General features: G+C 60.9%; 20 protein-coding genes. 8 read left to right on the top strand and 12 right to left on the bottom strand.

All coding sequences use genetic code 11. The features are described 5' to 3' along the window. The first annotated feature begins 5 nt into the window (after nt 1-5). On the top strand, nt 6-1,181 hold the full coding sequence (locus KYT97_RS23085; RefSeq protein WP_172935915.1) for a serine hydrolase domain-containing protein: 1,176 nt from the start codon (nt 6-8) through the stop codon (nt 1,179-1,181). A 174-nt stretch (nt 1,182-1,355) separates the two neighbouring features. Beyond that, nucleotides 1,356-2,180, top strand: a complete 825-nt coding sequence (locus KYT97_RS23080) for a PE-PPE domain-containing protein (RefSeq protein WP_245005905.1) — start codon at nt 1,356-1,358, stop codon at nt 2,178-2,180. On the opposite strand, the gene zapE is transcribed toward KYT97_RS23080, so the two are convergent. Beyond that, nucleotides 2,158-3,105 (bottom strand): cell division protein ZapE, encoded by a 948-nt coding sequence (gene zapE, locus KYT97_RS23075; protein ID WP_172935916.1) that lies wholly within the window; start codon nt 3,103-3,105, stop codon nt 2,158-2,160. The genes KYT97_RS23080 and zapE overlap by 23 nt on opposite strands. 87 nt (nt 3,106-3,192) lie before the next feature. Here zapE and KYT97_RS23070 point away from each other — a divergent pair, with 87 nt between their 5' ends. Then, nucleotides 3,193-3,762, top strand: coding sequence for a TetR/AcrR family transcriptional regulator (locus KYT97_RS23070; RefSeq protein ID WP_219110731.1), 570 nt, complete (start codon nt 3,193-3,195; stop codon nt 3,760-3,762). An 11-nt stretch (nt 3,763-3,773) separates the two neighbouring features. Here the strand turns inward: KYT97_RS23070 and KYT97_RS23065 are convergent, their stop codons facing one another. Then, nucleotides 3,774-4,358 (bottom strand): TetR/AcrR family transcriptional regulator, encoded by a 585-nt coding sequence (locus tag KYT97_RS23065; protein WP_172935918.1) that lies wholly within the window; start codon nt 4,356-4,358, stop codon nt 3,774-3,776. Nucleotides 4,359-4,511: 153 nt separating this feature from the next. Here KYT97_RS23065 and KYT97_RS23060 point away from each other — a divergent pair, with 153 nt between their 5' ends. From KYT97_RS23060 to KYT97_RS23040, 5 genes are all read left to right on the top strand, one after another. Next, nucleotides 4,512-5,576, top strand: coding sequence for a zinc-binding dehydrogenase (locus tag KYT97_RS23060; RefSeq protein ID WP_172935919.1), 1,065 nt, complete (start codon nt 4,512-4,514; stop codon nt 5,574-5,576). Between the two features lie 2 nt (nt 5,577-5,578). Next, complete coding sequence (locus KYT97_RS23055; RefSeq protein ID WP_033232513.1) at nt 5,579-6,073, top strand: nuclear transport factor 2 family protein; 495 nt, start codon at nt 5,579-5,581, stop codon at nt 6,071-6,073. 74 nt (nt 6,074-6,147) lie between these two features. Beyond that, nucleotides 6,148-6,960 carry an SDR family NAD(P)-dependent oxidoreductase gene (locus KYT97_RS23050; protein ID WP_033232515.1) on the top strand — a complete coding sequence of 271 codons (813 nt, stop codon included), beginning with the start codon at nt 6,148-6,150 and terminating at the stop codon, nt 6,958-6,960. Between the two features lie 185 nt (nt 6,961-7,145). Continuing rightward, entirely contained in the window at nt 7,146-8,597 is a 1,452-nt protein-coding gene (iri, locus tag KYT97_RS23045) for a rifampin monooxygenase Iri (RefSeq protein WP_219110730.1), read from the top strand. Between the two features lie 223 nt (nt 8,598-8,820). Further along, on the top strand, nt 8,821-9,627 hold the full coding sequence (locus KYT97_RS23040; protein ID WP_116104112.1) for a putative protein N(5)-glutamine methyltransferase: 807 nt from the start codon (nt 8,821-8,823) through the stop codon (nt 9,625-9,627). Here KYT97_RS23040 and KYT97_RS23035 read toward each other — a convergent pair. From KYT97_RS23035 to KYT97_RS22990, 10 genes are all read right to left on the bottom strand, one after another. Further along, entirely contained in the window at nt 9,617-10,417 is an 801-nt protein-coding gene (locus tag KYT97_RS23035) for an ABC transporter permease (protein ID WP_033232521.1), read from the bottom strand. The genes KYT97_RS23040 and KYT97_RS23035 overlap by 11 nt on opposite strands. Next, a complete protein-coding gene (locus tag KYT97_RS23030; protein WP_033232523.1) occupies nt 10,414-11,370 on the bottom strand; it encodes a daunorubicin resistance protein DrrA family ABC transporter ATP-binding protein in 957 nt (318 codons plus the stop codon). The genes KYT97_RS23035 and KYT97_RS23030 overlap by 4 nt, the downstream gene beginning before the upstream one ends. 74 nt (nt 11,371-11,444) lie before the next feature. Beyond that, complete coding sequence (locus tag KYT97_RS23025; RefSeq protein WP_245005904.1) at nt 11,445-12,893, bottom strand: MFS transporter; 1,449 nt, start codon at nt 12,891-12,893, stop codon at nt 11,445-11,447. A 5-nt stretch (nt 12,894-12,898) separates the two neighbouring features. After that, the gene (locus KYT97_RS23020; protein WP_033232524.1) at nt 12,899-13,747 is read right to left on the bottom strand and encodes a mycofactocin-coupled SDR family oxidoreductase; all 849 of its coding nucleotides are present in this window, start codon (nt 13,745-13,747) and stop codon (nt 12,899-12,901) included. A 98-nt stretch (nt 13,748-13,845) separates the two neighbouring features. Continuing rightward, nucleotides 13,846-15,039: a methyl acetate hydrolase AcmB gene (gene acmB / locus KYT97_RS23015; RefSeq protein WP_219110728.1), complete on the bottom strand. Its 1,194-nt coding sequence runs from the start codon at nt 15,037-15,039 to the stop codon at nt 13,846-13,848. Nucleotides 15,040-15,161: 122 nt separating this feature from the next. After that, the gene (locus KYT97_RS23010; RefSeq protein WP_033232525.1) at nt 15,162-15,572 is read right to left on the bottom strand and encodes a VOC family protein; all 411 of its coding nucleotides are present in this window, start codon (nt 15,570-15,572) and stop codon (nt 15,162-15,164) included. Nucleotides 15,573-15,725: 153 nt separating this feature from the next. Continuing rightward, on the bottom strand, nt 15,726-16,727 hold the full coding sequence (locus KYT97_RS23005; protein WP_116104115.1) for an AraC family transcriptional regulator: 1,002 nt from the start codon (nt 16,725-16,727) through the stop codon (nt 15,726-15,728). Nucleotides 16,728-16,798: 71 nt separating this feature from the next. Next, on the bottom strand, nt 16,799-17,968 hold the full coding sequence (locus tag KYT97_RS23000) for a lipid-transfer protein (RefSeq protein ID WP_219110727.1): 1,170 nt from the start codon (nt 17,966-17,968) through the stop codon (nt 16,799-16,801). After that, nucleotides 17,965-18,396, bottom strand: a complete 432-nt coding sequence (locus KYT97_RS22995; protein WP_219110726.1) for a MaoC family dehydratase — start codon at nt 18,394-18,396, stop codon at nt 17,965-17,967. Before KYT97_RS22995 ends, KYT97_RS23000 begins: the two co-directional genes overlap by 4 nt. After that, entirely contained in the window at nt 18,393-19,373 is a 981-nt protein-coding gene (locus KYT97_RS22990; RefSeq protein ID WP_033232532.1) for a bifunctional MaoC family dehydratase N-terminal/OB-fold nucleic acid binding domain-containing protein, read from the bottom strand. The genes KYT97_RS22995 and KYT97_RS22990 overlap by 4 nt, the downstream gene beginning before the upstream one ends. Nucleotides 19,374-19,379: the final 6 nt, after the last annotated feature.

Here is a 19,379-nt window from a genome sequence, read left to right as displayed (position 1 = left end):
CACGGATGAAGTCCACCTCGCGACAGCGACGAACTCGATTGGCCGTGATTGCACTCGCCGTGACAGTTCTTGCCTCCTGCGGATCCAACGAGGACACCACCACTGGCACGAGCAGTCCCGCGTCCAGCACCGTCAGCCCCGAATCACAGAAGATCGATGACATTGTCCGCACCCAGGTGACCGAACTGGGCCTCAGCGGCGCGGTGTACGGGGTGTGGCGCGGTGACACCAACGTGGTCACCGGCGCTGTCGGCGAATCCCCACTCGGCGTGCCAGCAACAACCGATATGCAACTACGCGTCGGACAGCCCATGGAACCGATGCTGTCGACCGTCCTCCTCCAACTCGACGAGTCCGGCACTCTCCCACTCGACGAACCGATTGCCAAGTGGGAACCGAGCTTTCCGCGTTCCGACCAGATCACACCGCGAATGCTCGCCAACAGCACCACCGGAATCTCCGACTACGTGACCAACCCCGAATTCGAGAAGCGTTTCTACGCCAACCCGATCCTGGGGTGGACCGCACAGGAAATCCTCGATCTCGCCAACACCCGTCCACCGCTGTTCGCGCCCGGAACGAGTTTTGCCTACTCACACAGCGACCTGACCCTGCTCGGTGAAGTTGTCCAGAAGGCGACCGGGCAATCTTTGAGTGACCTACTGCAACAGCGTATTTTCGACCCACTCGGCATGACCGACAGTCGGGTTGCGCTCAACCCGCAAATCCCGGATCCCGTCCTGCACGGCTACACCACTGAACGCGGTGTCTTCGAGGACTCGACGTTCTGGAATCCCACGGCCTTCCTACACAGCGGCAATATGAATTCGACAGTCACCGACGTCGGGAAATGGGTTCGCGCCCTCGGAACCGGCGAGCTGCTCTCCGACACAGTCTTCGACGAACAGATGGCCCCGACAACCGCAGGTCTCGGACCTCTGACCGACGACAAGTTCTTCACGTTCGGAACGGCGCACCTGGGCGGGTGGCTTGTCATGAACCCGTCGTACGGCGGATACAACGGTGTTGCGCTCTACGAACCGAAGTCCGAAACCACCATTGTCATCTATGCCACCCTCGGCCCCACAGCCAACGCCAACGGCAACAACGCTGTCCCCATCAGCAACGCCATCGGTGCTGTCATGGTTCCGGACAACCCGCCGCAGGTGCCAGGGCCGTAAGAGCAAGTTTTCTCTGTCACTGCCATTCTTGTGACTGGCAACGTCGTATTTACCTGAGGAATACCTCCAGGACTCATCACACCGTCACCATTGCGCTCAGTACCGAACAACCCGCGTCGGACCGCGAGCTTCCCAGTGGAGCTACGAGAGCAAAAGATGGATTGGGACGGCCCGATGAGGAAATACTCGCTGTCAGTGGTGTGCACATTCGCCCTGGGGACCGCGCTGCTGTCCGCCAATGCTGCGACGGCATCACCGAACTCATGCCCGACCGGCGCGGTATTCGCAGTTGGTGGAACCTGGGACCCGACCGGCCAGACCACACAACCCGTCACCGATCGCTATGCCGCCCAGGGATACGTCGCAAAACCCGTGAGCTACCCCGCTAGTTTCTGGCCTCTCGGCGACCAAACCTACGACGCCAGCGTGGCAGTGGGCGTCCAAGCACTTCATGCTGAAGTTGATACCTTTCACAGCCAATGCCCCGGGAGCGACGTTGTCATCACCGGGTACTCCCAAGGTGCACGGATTGCAGGCGACGTTCTCGGTGACATCGCCCGCGACGGGTCAATTCCCCAATCCCAGGTGACCGGCGTCCTGTATTCAGACCCGCGAAACTCTCACGGCGGCATCGAAACCGTGATCCCGAATGTTGTTCCCGGTGCAACGATGTCCGGGACGCGCGCCGGCTTCGGCGACATACCCGTCCAGGAGGTATGCATCGAAGGAGACGGCATCTGCAACATGCCCAAACCACGCGATGCACCGGAAGAGTTTGTGGACTCGGTTTTCGGCTACTTCACGAAACACGGTACGTATCAGCCGATGATGACCAACAGCACTCCGCCGCCGCAGCCTGGCCTTCCCGAATCACCGACTGTTCCGCTACAGCCGGCGGAGGTCGCCACCGCGATCGCGTCGCGGCTCGTCGAGAACCTCACGCCATACGTGAAGGCAGCACTGTCGAGCGCGCTGACTACTGTTCTGACCGCACCATGACCCCCATCGACTGAAGCAGCGACAACCTACTGAACAGCCGGGCAAGCCCCGCGGCGTCACGAAGGTGGCCGGCTACGTCCTCGAGGCCTCCTTCGGCGAACAATGTCAACCGCACGTCGGCGTCATAGAGAACATCGACGACGTTCCCGAAACGCCGCACTGCGAATTCCGTTGCGGTGCTGAGGATCGGCACACCGTGGATCACCCATTCATCGAAGCGGGTGACAAGATCGAGGTAGTCGGCCGCCGACGTCGAACCACCGCACAGCACATCGAAATCGAACCACACGGCTCCGTCGCGAAGCGCAGAGCACATCAATGTGCGTGACCCCACTGTTAATTCGACCGGTTCACCGTCAAAAGCACCTGCACTCGAGTGGAAAGCTCCCGACGCGAACCGTCGATCCCGCTGACGCGGTTCCCCCAGCATTCGGTAGTCAACCGCTCCACCCAACTCGATCACCTCCCACACCCTCTCGATCAACTCGATGGACGGCACGAACTGATCGTGAAAAAGTGGATTGGGAAGGAGATCGCACGGCGGAACATTGGACGTGACAACAACAGTCACATCTTTCGCAACAATGTTCTCCAGAACTCTCGCCATGAACTGTGCGTCAGCGATGTCGTCGATGTGGAACTCGTCGAAGCACAGCAGCCGAATCCCGTCGACCACCTGATCCAGCGCCTTGCCCATCGACCCGAGACTGTGCGCGTGGGTGTGCAGATCGGCAAAGAACTGGTGAAAGTGAATGCGCCGCTTCGCCACTGGAACACTGTTATAGAACTCGTCCATCAGCATGGTCTTTCCACGTCCGACACCACCCCAGAGGTAGATCCCACCCCCGATGCCGCCGATCGCAATCCGGGCCCGCAGGGCGTCGAGTGATGCACGTGCCGACAACTGCTCTTCGTCTAGTCGCATGACCCTCCTCTACATCTGTAGAGTTGAGGCTAGAGACCGGCTCGGAGCCAAGTCAACGTGATCCGCACTACGCAGAACGGGATAGGCATGAATGGAGATCGCAGACACCTCATCGGAGCGTGCGCTGTCACGATCATCGCTGAACACGGTCCGCGGACATTGACTCATCGCGCCGTCGATGCCGCCCTGGGTATCCCGCAGGGTTCAACCTCGTACTACTTTCGAACCCGAGAAGCGCTGCTGACAGCGGCAGTGCAACACATCGTCGAACGGTCACAATCGACATTCGACGAACTGCTGGAGACGAATTCCGATCCGGCAACTCTGATCGCCCGATATCTCGGCGATCTCCTGTCCCGTCGCCGCGACGAGTTGATCGCCCGGTACGCACTCCTCCTCGAGACGCGAAGCAATCGCGAATTGCACGACGCCCTGGCGCAAAGCCTGTTCTCCACGGCCAGAGCGCAAGAGATCTTCGTACGTCACGGCGTGACGAATCCGGAGAGCGCGGCAACCGATCTTGTCAGTTTGCTGGAAGGACTGATATTCGATCGATGCATCGGAGCGAGATCAACCCCGACCCATCACGCCGAATCGTCGGAATTCGTTCTTCAACTGAGGATCCCGATCGATGCGTATCTGCGCGGCGCCCGCTAGCGAAGGGACCTTCAGTCGACCGGGCGTAACAATCGCACCATCATCTCGACCGTGCGCTCAATGGGACGCTGCCTCGACGTCGGCGTGAATACCACTGTGCGAGTGAGAATTGCACCGAGAAGCATGTCGAAGGCGTCGTCGGGATCGACTGCGGGATCAACACTTCCGGGAGCTGCGGCGCGCAGAATGTCCTCGAACAGCGGCCGCACCGACATCCTCGGATACACCTCTGATGACGCATCGCGATCCGGCTTCTGGTGATGAGCAAGAAGCCCCGCAGCGGCCGCTCGCGCCGCCGGCGCACTGAAGGCCGCGACGTACGCACGGATGAACCTGCGAAGGTCGCGTCGAAGATCCCCACTCGGCACGATGCCGGCAAAGGTGAATCGAGGGAACGCCGCTTCCTCGATCAACTCGATCCGCGACGACCATCGGCGGTAGATCGCCGACGAATGCACGCCCGAATGACTGGCAACGGCTTGAATCGTCGTCGCCTCGAAGCCTCGTTCGATCAAGAGTGCGCGCGTCGCCTCGAGAGCTCGCTCGTCAATGCTGATGTCGCGGGGTCGCCCCAGACGGCGATGAGGTTCTGACATGCCAGTGAGTGTAGTGACCGCCAGCAAGTGCGCAGCACCTTTACAGGAGATATTGCTCTATTAAATTTACAGGAGAGAGTCTTCCGTAAGTGCCAATCCATGGATACAGTTCACCCACAGAATGAGAACTACATATTCGCGGAGGAGAATCGAATGCGCGCTGCAGTACTGCGAGAAGGCACCGTAGACGTCGGAGTGGTCGACGATCCGGTTCCCGGCCCCGGCCAATTACTTGTTCGTTCGCTGGCCTGCGGAATCTGTGCGTCGGACCTTCACTTCATGGACAACCCGGACGCCGGCATCCACGACGACAGCGGAATGTCCACGTACGATCAGAACGTCGACATCGTCATGGGCCACGAATACTGCGCCGAAGTCGTCGACTACGGACCCGGCACCGACCGGCGAATCCCCGTCGGCACCCGAGTAAGTTCCCTCCCGGTGCTCGCCACACCCTTGGGCCGCAAGATCATCGGGCAGAATCCCGAATCGCCCGGCGGTTTCGGTGAGTTCTTACTCCTCGACGAATCGATTACACGCGTGGTGCGCTCGGACCTTCCGAGCGAGGTGATCTGCGTTGCCGACGCACTCTCGGTCGGATGGTCCGCAGCAGCACGTGCGCAGATGGGTACCCGCGAGGTTCCGCTGGTCATCGGCTGCGGTGCCATCGGCCTTTCTACGATTGCGAACCTCAAACGTCTCGGAATCGGCCCGATCATTGCCGTGGATTTCATTGCCTCTCGCCGCGAGACCGCGATGGCAATGGGGGCTGACGCTGTCATAGATCCCGCCGAAATCTCCCCGTACCAAGCCTGGCGAGATGTGGCACACGGATCGCCGGATACAACGAAGGACATGATGGCGATAGCCGCACTACCAGGCTGCGTCATCTTCGAATGTGTCGGAATACCAGGTGTTCTCGATTCGATCGTCAAAGGATGCGAGCGTGGAACCAGGATATTCTCCTCCGGTGGACCGCCGGAGGGCGATCACCTCCACACGCTCACCGCTAAGCGCAAGGGCCTCAACATCCAATTCGGCGGAGGCCCACTTCCTGCCCACTGGGACGAAGCATTCCACGCAGTGTGCTCCGGCGAGGTCGACATCAGCCCGATGCTCGGAAGGACGGTCGGACTCCACGAAGTCGCGGAGGCACTCGATGCGTCGCGCGACGCCAACGGTCCGGCACGCATAGTCGTCGTTCCTGGAAAGGTGTGAAAATGGTTGAGAACGAAGACCTTCGGACCGCGGTGACGAATCTGACGAACCGAGTTCGCACTCTTGAAGACCAGGTCGAGATCATGCAACTCGTCGCGCAGTACGGTCCGGCCGTCGACAGTGGTTCCGGTGCGGCTGCTGCGGCACTCTGGACCGAAGACGGCACCTTCGACGCCGTCCCCCAACGTCACATGAAGGGTCGAGAAGAAATCGCCGAGATGGTGCTCGGCGACGGTCACCAGAGTCTGATCCGCAACGGGTGCGGTCATGTATTGACCGCACCGCACATCGAGATCGACGGCGACAACGCGACGGGACGCAACTACGCACTCAACATCCGTTGGGACAGTGACGCGGACCGCTTCTGGGTGGCTCGCGTCTCGGCCAACACCTGGCGGTGGGTGCGCACCGCGGAGGGTTGGCGAACCGTCGAGCGAATCAATGCCAACCTGGACGGGACGCCCGAGCACCGCAACATGCTGGCGCCCTCGACGTGAGCGATGCACCAGCACGACAATTCGCGCTTTGACCACACACGTCGAACAGAGTCCACATTGAAAGGAATCACACAATGCCAACACATCTCGCACAGAAGTACGGACCGTGGGCGATCATTGCCGGCGGATCCGACGGGGTTGGTGCCGCATTCGCTCACGAACTGGCCACTCGCGGCGTGAACATCGTTCTTGTCGCCCGGCGAGCGCTCGTCTTGGAATCTTTCGCCGACGACATCCGCGCACAGCACGATGTCGAAGTACGCACGGTTGCACTAGATCTCAGCGCAGCGGCCGCAATGTCCGAACTGGAACGGATAACAGCCGATCTCGAGGTCGGACTCTTTGTGTACAACGCCGGTAGCGACGATTACAGCGCCGAATTCCTCGACAAGGATCTGAACAACCATCTGTCTCTCGTTCATCGGAACTGCACCAGCGTGCTCGAGGCCACCTACCGCTTCGGCGCGCCGATGGTCGCCCGAGGACGGGGCGCCGTGGTGTTACTGACCTCCGGAGCAGCCTGGGCCGGGGGCGCAACACACGCCACGTACGGCGCCACCAAGGCATTCGATCTCATTCTCGCCGAAAGTCTCTGGGCGGAATGGCATCCGAAGGGCGTCGACGTTCTGTCCCTCGTGCTTGGCGCAACAGACACCCCATCTCTCCATCGTGCACTCGGCGCGCGGGCCACATCGCGTGCCGACCTTGCCGATCCCGCCGACGTTGCCCGGGAAGCTCTCGACCATCTGGCCGACGGACCCACCTGGCTGTTCGGAAGTGAGAACCCGACCGGCGGGTCACCGTTCGGAAGCATCGACCGCCGTGACGCGGTTCTGGCCATGAGTCGAGGGACCGCGGGAACGGACACCGCAACCGCTCGGCACTGAGTCGTCGAACTTCCGGGCCGTCGAACTTCCGGGCCGTCGAACTTCCGGGCCGTCGAACTTCCGGGCCTTCGAACCTCCGCCCCTTTCACCATATCGCGTACCCCGGGGCTTGCGGCAAGGCCCGGGTGATGGTGCAGACTCGCCGCTGCGAGCAAGCGCATGCCTTGCCCACAGGAGGGGTCTACATGAGTGACGTCATCGTTGTCGGTGCCGGACCAACCGGATTGATGCTGGCGGGTGAGCTCCGGCTTCAGGGTGTCGACGTCGTGGTGCTGGACAAGGCCGAGCAGCCGACTCCGTTTGTCCGCGCCCTCGGCATCCATGTGCGCAGTATCGAGATCATGGAGCAGCGCGGGCTGCTGGACCGATTCCTCGCACACGGCCGAAAGTATCCACTCGGCGGATTCTTCGCGGGTATCTCCAAACCCGCACCCACCTACTTGGATACCGAGCACGGTTACGTACTGGGCATACCCCAGCCCGAGATCGACAGGATTCTTGCCGAACACGCCACCGAAGTCGGCGCGGACATTCGGCGTGGGAAGCGCGTCGTCGCGGTCCGGCAAGACCACAACGGCGTAACTGCCGAATTAGACGACGGCACAACACTTCAGGCGCGCTACCTAGTCGGCTGTGACGGTGGGCGCAGCACCGTGCGCAAGCTGATCGACGTCGGGTTCCCCGGCGAGCCGTCGACGGCCGACACGTTGATCGGCGAAATGGACGTGACCATGCCGGCGGACGAACTGGCAGCCGTGGTCGCCAAGATCCGCGAAACTCACAAGCGATTCGGAATCGGCCCGGCCGGCAATGGTGCTCATCGCGTCGTGGTGCCCGCAGCCGATATTGCCGACAGTCGTGCCGTCCCGACAACCCTCGACGACATCAAACAACAGCTACGTGTCATCGCCGGCACCGACTTCGGCGTGCACTCGCCGCGTTGGCTCTCGCGCTTCGGTGACGCCACACGTTTGGCCGATCACTACCGCCGTGGCCGGGTATTTCTCGCAGGCGACGCCGCCCATATCCACCCGCCGATAGGCGGGCAGGGTCTGAACCTCGGCGTCCAGGACGCGTTCAACCTCGGCTGGAAGCTCGCCGCAGAGATCAACGGATGGGCACCGGAAAGCCTGCTCGACACCTACGAATCCGAACGGCGTCCGGTGGCCTCCGACGTACTGGACAACACGCGCGCACAGGCGGAGTTGATCTCCACCGCGGCGGGCCCACAAGCTGTGCGGCGCTTGATCTCCGAGCTGATGAATTTCGACGACGTCAACCGCTACCTGACCGAGAAGATCACGGCGATCTCGATTCGCTACGACTTCGGCGACGACCATGACCTACTAGGCCGGCGGCTGAAGAACATCGCGTTGACCCGCGGCAACCTCTACGACCTGATGCACTCCGGCCGAGGGTTGCTGATCGACCAGGGTGGTCAACTGTCGGTCGATGGATGGAACGATCGCGTCGACCACATCGTCGACACCAGTACCGAATTGGACGCTCCCGCAGTGTTGCTTCGTCCCGACGGCCATGTGGCCTGGGTTGGCGACACACAGGCGGAGTTGAATACCCGTCTGACCAGATGGTTCGGCCGCTCGACAACCCGGAAATCGCCGCCGAATTCAGAGTGAATGCGCTCAATGGCGCGCGCAGACGACCATGATTCGATAGAGTATCGACGTTCAATACGCGCAGGTCGACATGCAGACAGTCGACATGCAGACACAGTCGATACGCAGACACTCAGGAGGTGAGTCCCATTACCGCTAGGTCAGTAGTGGCGCCGCCTCCTCCGTTCAGCTTCCGGTAGCGGTCGAGAGCGCCCATACGGTAATTCCCGAAAGGCACTCTCCTATGTCCGCACCGATGCACTCTCGTCCTCGGCAAAAATCCACCACCGCCGTCCTGCGCCGCGCAGGATGTGTATTTGCCGAGGACGAAGCGCGAATTCTACTGAATGCCGCACAATCCCCCGCCGAGCTTGACGTCATGATCGCTCGGCGGGTGGCCGGCGAACCACTCGAGATCATTGTCGGCTGGGCAGGATTCTGCGGCTTGCGAATAGTGCTGGAACCCGGGGTATTCGTGCCACGCCGACGCACTGAGTTCTTGGCCAGGCAGGCATGTTCGTTGACTGCCCCTGGCGGTGTTGCCGTTGATCTCTGTTGCGGCTCGGGTGCAGTCGGGGCGGTCCTGCAGGCGAACGTCCCGGCGATCGAGTTGTACGCCATCGACATCGAACCCGCTGCGGTTCATTGCGCACGGCGCAACATCGCCGAGCCTGGCCAGGTTCTCGCTGGCGATCTCTACGATCCGCTGCCCACCCAACTCCGCGGACGGATCGACGTCATAGCGGCAAACGCACCGTATGTCCCCACCGATTCGATCCGTCTCATGCCACCCGAAGCGCGACTCCACGAACCCCGTGTCTCCCTCGACGGCGGTGTCGACGGACTCGATATCCAACGAAGGATTGCCGACGAGGCAGCGACGTGGCTCAAACCCGGCGGGCACCTGCTTGTCGAAACAAGCAACGAACAGGTGGACCGCACCGTGGAATCATTCACTCACGGAGGACTTCTCGTGAAAATTTCCGCACACGATGCCACCTCGTCGACAGTGGTGACCGGCACCAAACCCGCAGCACGAGTCACCTACTGACGGCTTTCTGATATCGACGGATTGCAAACGGCACGAAGACAATCAGCAAGCCGGCCGTCCACAACAGCGACGCGAGAATCGGATTCTGCAGTGGCCATGCATCGGGAACGGTCATGGCGGGGTTGGTGTTGCCGAAAAGCTCGCGCACCGCCTGAGTCACGGCCGACACCGGATTCCACTCCGCGATCACCTTCAAAGGCCCTGGCAGGTTGGTGGTTTCGACAAATGTATTCGCGATGAACGAGAGCGGGAAAATGACGACGAAGCTGGCGTTGTTGAACACTTCCGGCGTCCTGATCCACAGGCCGACCACTGCCATGACCCAGGACAACGCGTACGCGAACAACAAGAGAAGTAGGTATCCGGCCAGCGCTTCGAAGAAACTGGAGTGAATGCGCCACCCCACGAGCAGACCGGTGATCGACATGACCACCAGGCTGATCACGTTGATCAGGACATCGCTGGACGTGCGGCCGATCAGCACCGCTGAAGGAGCCATGGGCAGGGAACGGAAGCGGTCGATGATCCCCTTCTGCAGATCCTCGACCATACCCAGACCAGTCCAGGTGGAACCGAATATAACTGTCTGCGTGAAGATTCCGGCGATCAGAAACTCGCGGTACGACGTCCCCGGAACGGAGATCGCACTGCCGAACACGTACGCGAACAACAACACGAACATGATCGGCGAGAGTGTCGTGAACACCAGAAGGTCGGGAACCCGCTTGATCTTGATCAGGTTTCGTTTGGCAATGGTCAGGCCGTCTTCGAGTGCCATCTGCACCGTCATTTCTGGTCCTCCAATTCAGCCTGGTGCCCGGTCAGCGTGAGGAAAACGTCGTCGAGTGTCGGCCGACGCAACCCGACATCGAATACCTTGATTCCGCGAGCCGACAGCAGATTGAGGGCGGTGACCAATGCATCGGTTCCGTCGTCGACCGGCACGGTGATGCGTCGGACGTTCTCCTGAATCTGGATCTCCCCGACGGCCAGTGCCCTCAATTCCTCCCGGACGATGTCGAGATGTTCGTTCTCGTGCACGCTCAGTTCGATACGTTCGCCACCAACCCGTGCCTTGAGTTGATCGGACGTTCCACGCGCGATCACCACACCGCGGTCGATCACCGCAATCTGGTCGGCCAACCTTTCGGCTTCCTCCATGTATTGCGTCGTGAGCAGCAGTGTCGTGCCTTGTGCCACCAGTCCTTCGATGACATCCCAGAGGCCGAGCCTCGCTCGCGGATCGAGTCCTGTTGTCGGTTCGTCGAGAAAAAGAACCTGCGGCCGGGCCACCAAGGCACCGGCCAGGTCGAGGCGTCGGCGCATACCGCCGGAATAGCCCTTGACCGGGCGATCACCGGCTTCGACCAGGTCGAACTGGTCAAGTAGCTCGCGCGCCCTCGCCTTACTCTTCTTTGCTCCCAGGTGATACAGCCGTCCGACCATCTCGAGGTTCTCGTACCCGGTGAGGTATTCGTCGACTGCGGCGTACTGACCTGAGGCCCCGATCTTGGATCGCAGGGCCCGCGCATCCTGGACGACGTCCAGCCCGGCGACTTCGGCGCGGCCGGCGTCAGGAGTGAGCAGCGTGGTGAATATGCGAACCGCTGTAGTCTTTCCCGCGCCATTGGGTCCAAGAAGTGCCATCACCGAGCCTTCGCGCACTTCCAGATCTACGCCGCCCAACGCCGTCAACTCGCCGTACTTCTTGACCAGTCCCTCGGCCACAATCGCTCCGGTCATGCGTCCTCCCGCGTCAGCACGAATCCAACCCGAGACCCCAGTGTGACGCAGAGCCCCGACAGATTTCTACGGAATTACTCGCGGACAGCTTCTGCGGACTGAACGTTCTCTGCGGAGCGATCCCGCTGAACATCGCCTTTCCGTTCGACACGAACCGCGACTGTCACTATCGCAGCCAGTAACGCAGCTCCCGCCCCGATCGAGTAGAGAACCTCGAACGAATGCAGCGTCGGCACAACCGCGGCGCCGATCAACACGGTCGAACTGGCCAATACCGCAGCAGCGACTGCACTTCCGGTCGAAGTACCCACGGAACGGAGCAGGCTGTTGACGCTGTTCGCGGAAGCAGTCTGGTCGAGCGGAGCCGACTCGGTGATCAACGTGGGCATCGCCGCCAAGGCAAATGCGACGCCTGCAGACACAATCGCTGTGCCGAGAATGATGGTGAACAGCGTCGGAGCGAGGAATACACGCAGGGCATAGCCGAAAGCGATGACGATGGCACCGGTCGCCAGTGTTGTCTTGGCTCCCCAGCGGCGAGTGACCTTAGGTGAAACCGTCGCGAGGAGGACCATCAAGAGCCCACCCGGCGACATTGCCAGTCCCGCTGCTGACGCAGACAACCCGAGTCCGAATCCGGATTCCGCGGGAAGCTGCAGTTCCTGCGTAGCAGCCAGGGAACTGATGAACATGGCAAATCCGAGCAGCAGCGCGCAGATATTCGATACCAGGATCGGGGCGCGGACCGATGTTCGTAGATCCACGAGCGGCGCCGACGCGCGCAGTTCCCACGGTACCCACGAACTCAGCAACACAATTCCCGCCGCAATGAGCACGAGAATGACCGGGCTTCCCCAACCCCATTCCGTGCCCTTGGAGATGGCAAGAAGCAGGCTGGTCATTGCGGCCGTGAAGACTATTGCGCCGAGGAAGTCGAAGCGTCCGCGGCTTTTCACCGCCGATTCCGGTACGACAAAAGGCAGTACAACTGCGACAGCAATTCCGACGGCACCGGTCACCCAGAAGAGCGAGGACAGGCCCCAATGTGCCGAGAGCACCCCTGCCATCGGCATGCCGACCATCCCGCCGATACCCACGGTCGCGCTCATGAGAGCAACTGCACCACTGAGCTTTTCGGGCGGCAGTGCGTCGCGCATGATGCTGATTCCCACGGGCAACAACGCCGAGGCAAATCCTTGCATCGATCGACCGAGTACAAGAACGAGGAAGCTCTGACTGGTCGCGGCAATCAAGCAGCCCACGACCATGACGCCGAGACACAGCAACATCATGGCCCGCTTGCCGTACATATCGGCAAGCCGGCCGATAAGTGGAGTTGCGACGGCACCGGTCAACAAAGTTGATGTCACCAACCACGACGCAGTCGAGTTGGAGACTCCCAATGCCGTCGCGAACTCAGGGAGAAGCGGAACAACCAAAGTCTGTTGCAGTGCGACCACCACACCGCTCAGACTCAAGACTCCGACAACCCACGACGCCCGCACATGTCGGCGGGACGACACTGTGGTCAAGCGTTCGAACGAGCAGCGACTCCGGCGTCGACAGGAACAACGATGCCACTCATGTGGGCACTGGCATCAGCCGCGAGGAACAGAATGACGCGGGTAATCTCGAACGGATCAAGCCACCCGACGGGCTGCGCGTGCAATGTCGCGAATACCGGTTCGACGTCGGCCATGGTCGGTTCTTCGAGATCCGGACGCATCATGTGGTACATCATGTCGTTGTGGATCATCGGCGTCGAAATATTGCCCGGCGCAATCGCATTGACTGTGACGCCGGAATTCGCGAGCTCGAGGGACACGCTCTTGGTCAGTCCGATGACACCCCACTTGGAGGCGCCGTATGCGGCCATCTGAGTGCCACCGGATCGACCCATCATCGAGGAGATCGTGATGATACGGCCGTAACCACGCTTTGCCATTCCGCCGGACACGGCGGCGACGGTGTTGAAAACACCCGTGAGGTTCGAGGAAATGACTTCGTTCCACTGCGCCGACGTCATAGACGTAATGGGGGCTGGAACGGATACACCGGCATTGGCGACAGCGATATCGACCTTGCCGAACTCGGCTTCCGCGCGGGCCACCAGGGCGTCCATTGCCTCACGGTCGGCGGTATCTGCCTTGACTGCAATACAACGACGCCCGGTGGCCTCGACGAGACGCACTGTTTCGGCGAGATCAGCTTCGGTCGCGAGAGGGTAGGCGACGGCGTCACTGTTCTCGCAGCGATCGCAGATCACGATGTCGGCGCCGCGCTCGGCAAACGCAACTGCGTGAGCTCGTCCCTGCCCGCGAGCGGCACCGGTGATCAGTGCAACCTTGCCTTCGAAACTACCCTCGAGGCTGTTCATGCCATCTCCTAGTTCGTTGTACATATTCGCTTACTGCATGAGTACTCCGAACTCCAAGCGTTCCCGTCTCCGATCCCGAACAGCGGGAGCTGTTGCCGTCAGCGATACACGGCCGACTCGAAATCCAAGTACCCGCCAACCGAACCCGCATCTGCAAACGGCAGGATCTGCGTTGCCCAGAATCCACCAACGCCGCTTTGGCGATCAATCCAGTAGTAGAGGTTGGCCAGTCCCGCCCAGGCAAGTGAACCCGCTGGTCGCCCGGTGGGAGCCACTTCCTCGTTTGTCATGAACGAGTACGCCCATCCTTTGGGCACTCCGGGGAAGAACTCGGCGTCGTTGGACAATGTCGGGATGACGCCAGGCAGAAGACCGACATGTTGGCCTTCGAGGCCGTTCTTGGTTGCTGCTGCCACCGTTTCCTGCGACAACACCCGCCCCTGACTGCCGGCACCGTCGTTCAGCCACATCCGGATGAACTTCATGTAGTCACCGACGGTGCCGTGCAACCCGTGTCCACCCATGTGTACCTCGGGCTCTGCGGGCAGTTCGAATCCTACGAGCGGAGTGAGCGTTCCGTCGGATTCTCGCTGATGAATGGTTGCAAGGCGGTCCTTCATCGACGGAGTCATCGAAAATGCGGTGTCCGCCATCTCCAACGGTTCGAAGATCCGCTCTCGCATGACGTCGCCGAGTCGTTGTCCACGAATGGATTCCACGACCTGACCGGCCCAGTCCATGTTGGTTCCGTACTCCCACTTCTCGCCCGGATCAAACAGCAGCGGGGTGGCGAGCGCAGCTTTGGTGCAGGTGATCACGCTGGGCTGACCATGTTCCTGCGAGAGGCGGTTGTACGACTCGTTGAAGAAGTCGTAGCCGAATCCCGCTGTGTGAAGCATCAACATGCGAGTTGTGATCTCTCGCTTCGGTTCCCGCAAAATCGGCTCACCCTGATTGCCGAATCCGTCGAGAACCTTCAGCTCACCGATTTCCGGAACGTACGTGGCCGCCGGCGCGTCGAGATCGAGCAAACCTTCCTCGACGCACTGCAGTACCGCAGTTCCGGTGATGGCCTTGGTTGTCGAGAACAGGGCGAAGACCGAATCCGTGGACATCGGGTCTCCGAAGCCTGCAGCGCGCTCGCCTGCGGAACCCTCGTAGACGTTGCCGTCACGATCGGTGATCATGGCAACTACACCGGGGACGCCAGCGGGTCCGTGCACGGCATCTGCCAACAGACCGTCGAAACGCTCCTTCGAAAAAGCCTTTCCTGCAACATCTTCGATCGTCATCACACTTCTCCATCCGACTGAAAACTCTTCTGTCAGAGAGAATGTAACGACGATCACATGCCCGGCTCTGCCTCGAAACGGCAGAAGTTCCGTCTGATTTCGGCAGAACCGGACCGGATCACTCAGCTCTGCGGAGTGCCGATATTGACGACCCAGTTAATTCCGAACTTGTCGACGCAGGCTCCGAACTCGTCGCCCCACATCTGCTTTTCGAGCGGCATCGACACGTTTCCGCTGGAAGACAGCTTCTCCCAGTAGCCGCGCAGTACATCGCCGTTGTCGCCGCTGAGGCTGACCGTGATGTTGTCACCCGGGTTGTACGGCATGCCGGGAGGAGTATCCGAGCCCATCACGGTGTAGCCCTCGTCGGTTTCGAGCATTGCGTGCATGATCTTGTCCGAGCCGGCGCCCTCTTGTCCGAATTCACCGAAGGTGTTCAGCGCGAGCGTGCCACCGAAAACGCTCTTGTAGAACTCCATCGCTTCACGGGCGTCGCCGTTGAAACTGATGTACGGATTGAGTCGAGATGCCATGACTGAGCTCCTAATGCGAGGTCTGATTGATGTTCCGGGCCTGCTGTCACTCTCACCGTCAATCCTTGCAGAAGGCTCCGACAAGAAACAACGGATCGACCTAGATCCTCGGAGAGGCAAACGGGGTGTCACGGCTTCCCCAAGACCACACGTTCAGACTCGCGACCTGGTCTGCGACGGCAATTCCCCAAATCGCTTCCGGTATCCGGCAGCAAAAATGCCCAGGTTGACGTACCCCCAGGCGTTGGCGATATCGGAAATTGTTCTTCCGTCCGAAAACAGGAGTTCACTGCGCACTCCGGTAAGCCGACGCTCCCGCAACAACTGGCCGGGTGTTGTGTCACGGTATCGGCGAAAGCCCGCGGTGAGTGCCCGAACGCTGACTCCGACCGCAGCCGCGATCTCCGAGGCAGTCGGAACCGAACGAGCGAAAGTGTCGATGTACTCCTCCGCCGCTCGTACATACACGGGCTCCGCAGAATCGATACCCGCACCGAGTGCGATACCGGCCTGCGCCGCCCACTCCTCGAGCAGTTGCGCAGTGATCAGCTCCTGTACCCGCGCCCCCAACCGCTCGCGCGACAAGGCTTCGGGCGACTCTGCGACCGCCCGCACCACGTAATCCATCAGTGCCAGCCAGCTCGATCCGCGCCCACCGATCGAGCACTTGTGTTGCCACAGACGATCATCCGGCGCCCGGCCGTACCACTGTTGGGCATGATCGGCGACAAGCTGATGCGGCACAGTCAGATTCAACTGCAGATGATCCTCGTCGAACTCCACGAAGTAGTCCGTACGACTGCAGTCCGCCACAAACGTTTCTCCGACAGCGGTATTCACGGACGAACCCCCACCAAGGGCATGCCGCCCGTTCCCGCGAATCGTCGTCAGAACCAGAATGTTCCCTGCTTCGGGCGAACACTCACCCACCGTGACGGGAATGCCGTAGCAGAAACGGGTGACGTCGATCCGACCGACTGTAGCCGAATACATGTCTGACGCCGGACGTAGTCGACTACCGATGGGCGTGACCGTATACGGCATGTAGACGTTGTCGGACCACTCCTTGATGCGGTCCCAGTCCTGAGAAAAGGCCTGGTGGTGCCGCTGGGTCTGCCGACCCGCCGCGTCGATCAGCAAGGCATTCTCGAACATGTTCCGAGTATCGCATCACAACCGGGCCGGGTCACCTGTCCCGATGGACAATGACACAGCAGAGACTTTGCCTACCGAGTGAGAACCAGTCCCGACGTCGGCACGCCGGTACCGGCAGTGACCAATACGTTCTGGGCAGCGTCGACCTGGTTCACGGAAGTCCCGCGGATCTGACGGACACCCTCGGCTATGCCGTTCATCCCGTGAATGTATGCCTCGCCCAGTTGACCGCCATGAGTGTTGATCGGAAGCTTCCCACCGAGTTCGATCGCGCCACCGGCGATGAAGTCCTTGGCTTCTCCCCTACCGCAGAAGCCGAGTTCTTCGAGTTGCATCAGCACATAGGGCGTGAAGTGGTCGTACAGAACCGCGGTCTGCATATCCGCCGGCCGCAAACCGCTCTGCGCCCAGAGTTGATCACCCACAAGCCCCATTTCCGGCAGTCCGGTCAGACCGTCACGGTAATAGCTGGTCATGATGTACTGATCGGCCCCGCTGCCCTGAGCTGCGGCCGCGATGACGGCCGGGGTGTTCTTCAGATCTTTGGCCCGTTCGGCTGAGGTGACCACGATGGCAACACCGCCGTCGGATTCCTGACAGCAGTCCAGTAGATGTAGCGGTTCGGCAATGAAGCGGGAATTCTGGTGTTCCTCGAGTGTGATCGGCTTTCCGTAGAAGAAGGCATTGGGGTTTGTGGCAGCGTGCCTGCGATCGGCAACGGCAACGCGGCCGAAGTCCTCACTCGACGCACCGTAGACGTGCATGTACCGCTGCGCCACCATCGCGACAAACGAAGCGGGAGTTCCCAAGCCGTGCGGGTACGAGAAAGCGTTGTCCGATCCTGATGAATTGACCTGTGCCACAAGACCGGAGTTCACCTGGCCGAACCGGGCACCGGAGCGTTCGTTGAAAGCACGGTAGGCAACAACGACGTCAGCGACTCCTGTCGCGACAGCCATGGCAGCCTGCTGGATCGTAGCCGCAGCAGCCCCGCCGCCGTAGTGGATGCGACTGAAGAACTTCAGGTTCGGGATTCCCACCGAACGTGCCACGGCTACTTCGGTATTGGTATCCATCGTGAACGAGGTGAGCCCGTCCACGTCGGCAGGGGTCAGGCCCGCGTCGTCCAAAGCTGCTTGGACGGCCTCCGCCGCCAGGCGAAGTTCACTTCGGCCGGAGTCCTTCGAGAAATCCGTCGCGCCGATACCGACGATTGCGGCTTTCCCCGACAGTGCATTCATTCGATATCTCCGGCCGTCGTGGAAGTCAGCGGGGTAAATGTCAGCATGACCTGGGCGGTGATGTGATCACCCAGACTGTTCTTGCCCACCACGGCAACGGTCACCAGCGTCTCGTCGAAGCTGGTGACGGTTCCGCTGAGCGACAAAGTGTCGTACGCGTACCACGGCACCCCGAGTCGGAGCTTGATCGAGGTGATGACGGCACGGGGCCCCGCCCAATCGGTGACAAAGCGCTGCACCAACCCGGTGTCGGTGAGGATATTGACAAAGATGTCCTTCGAGCCGCGCTGTTGCGCCAGGTCGCGATCGTGATGCACGTCTTGAAAATCGCGCGTTGCCAAAGCCGTGGACACGACAAACGTCGGGTCGCCGTAGATCTCCAACGCCGGAAGCTGCTCTCCCACAGTGATGTCCGAAACCAAAGTCATCGAGCATCCTCCTGCTGCGAAACCGGTACCCACGCATACAGAGTCCACGGAGTTCCGCCAGTCTCTTCATCTCCCGGAAAATCGAGATACGTTGCTTCGACGGACATCCCGATCGACACATCGACAGGCGCGACACCTCGAAGTTCGCCGAGCATACGCACGCCTTCCGGTAGTTCGACGAGTGCAACCACAAACGGCAGAGAGCGACCGGGCACTGCGGGCGCATGATGGACGACAAAGCTGAATACGGTTCCCCGCCCGGAAGCCACGAGGTAGTCGGTCTGCGCCGACTTGTCCTTCCAGATCGCGGGCACCGGTGGATGTTGCACGCTACCGTCGGGACGCAGTTGAATCCGAAGCTCGTGCGCGGCAACTCCGTCCCAGAAGAACTGTGTGTCCAGAGACGGCGTGGGGCGCAGCATTCGAGAAGAATCCAGATCCTCGGGCACATCCGATGGAACCGTCTCACCGGCCGCCGGAGCAAACTTCAGGATCCGGAACATCATCTCGGACACCAATTCGTCACCGACATGCCACAGGCTTCGAGTTGTGAAGAACCAGCCCTCACCGAGGCCCGTCTTCTTGGGCCCCACAACGTCTTCCAAGACAGACGAGATCGTCACGTCCTCACCCGGTCGCAAGTAGCGGTGGTAGGTCTGATCGCAGTTGGTTGCAACGACCGACGTGTAGCCGGCTTCGTCGAGGATCTCCGTCATACGGCCGAGTGGATCATCGGATTCGCGTACAGCGCCCAGTCCTCGCATCGTCCACACCTGCGCCATGGCCGGCGGAGCGACCAGCCCGCCATGCCCGGCGGCGAGTGCTGCGGATTCATCGACATAGATCGGGTTCTTGTCGCCGATCGCCTCGACCCAGTTGCGGACCATCGGCACGTTTACGGGATCTCGGCCGGTGCGTGGCGCGCTCGGTCCGGCGGCGCGAACCTGCTCTGCAGCAGTAAGAATGGGATCTGACACAGTCAA

Source organism: Rhodococcus globerulus, assembly GCF_019334125.1.
In the GTDB taxonomy this organism is placed as follows: Bacteria; Actinomycetota; Actinomycetes; order Mycobacteriales; family Mycobacteriaceae; genus Rhodococcus_F; species Rhodococcus_F globerula.
This window is presented reverse-complemented; position numbering and strand designations above follow the sequence as displayed.

Excerpts from the sequence above, each read along its gene's own strand:
- KYT97_RS23085 (WP_172935915.1), top strand. The coding sequence starts at position 6 with ATGAAGTCCACCTCGCGACAGCGACGAACTCGATTGGCCGTGATTGCA.
- KYT97_RS23080 (WP_245005905.1), top strand. The coding sequence starts at position 1,356 with ATGAGGAAATACTCGCTGTCAGTGGTGTGCACATTCGCCCTGGGGACC.
- zapE (WP_172935916.1), bottom strand. The coding sequence starts at position 3,105 with ATGCGACTAGACGAAGAGCAGTTGTCGGCACGTGCATCACTCGACGCC.
- KYT97_RS23070 (WP_219110731.1), top strand. The coding sequence starts at position 3,193 with ATGAATGGAGATCGCAGACACCTCATCGGAGCGTGCGCTGTCACGATC.
- KYT97_RS23065 (WP_172935918.1), bottom strand. The coding sequence starts at position 4,358 with ATGTCAGAACCTCATCGCCGTCTGGGGCGACCCCGCGACATCAGCATT.
- KYT97_RS23060 (WP_172935919.1), top strand. The coding sequence starts at position 4,512 with ATGCGCGCTGCAGTACTGCGAGAAGGCACCGTAGACGTCGGAGTGGTC.
- KYT97_RS23055 (WP_033232513.1), top strand. The coding sequence starts at position 5,579 with ATGGTTGAGAACGAAGACCTTCGGACCGCGGTGACGAATCTGACGAAC.
- KYT97_RS23050 (WP_033232515.1), top strand. The coding sequence starts at position 6,148 with ATGCCAACACATCTCGCACAGAAGTACGGACCGTGGGCGATCATTGCC.
- iri (WP_219110730.1), top strand. The coding sequence starts at position 7,146 with ATGAGTGACGTCATCGTTGTCGGTGCCGGACCAACCGGATTGATGCTG.
- KYT97_RS23040 (WP_116104112.1), top strand. The coding sequence starts at position 8,821 with ATGTCCGCACCGATGCACTCTCGTCCTCGGCAAAAATCCACCACCGCC.
- KYT97_RS23035 (WP_033232521.1), bottom strand. The coding sequence starts at position 10,417 with ATGACGGTGCAGATGGCACTCGAAGACGGCCTGACCATTGCCAAACGA.
- KYT97_RS23030 (WP_033232523.1), bottom strand. The coding sequence starts at position 11,370 with ATGACCGGAGCGATTGTGGCCGAGGGACTGGTCAAGAAGTACGGCGAG.
- KYT97_RS23020 (WP_033232524.1), bottom strand. The coding sequence starts at position 13,747 with ATGAACAGCCTCGAGGGTAGTTTCGAAGGCAAGGTTGCACTGATCACC.
- acmB (WP_219110728.1), bottom strand. The coding sequence starts at position 15,039 with ATGACGATCGAAGATGTTGCAGGAAAGGCTTTTTCGAAGGAGCGTTTC.
- KYT97_RS23010 (WP_033232525.1), bottom strand. The coding sequence starts at position 15,572 with ATGGCATCTCGACTCAATCCGTACATCAGTTTCAACGGCGACGCCCGT.
- KYT97_RS23005 (WP_116104115.1), bottom strand. The coding sequence starts at position 16,727 with ATGTTCGAGAATGCCTTGCTGATCGACGCGGCGGGTCGGCAGACCCAG.
- KYT97_RS23000 (WP_219110727.1), bottom strand. The coding sequence starts at position 17,968 with ATGAATGCACTGTCGGGGAAAGCCGCAATCGTCGGTATCGGCGCGACG.
- KYT97_RS22995 (WP_219110726.1), bottom strand. The coding sequence starts at position 18,396 with ATGACTTTGGTTTCGGACATCACTGTGGGAGAGCAGCTTCCGGCGTTG.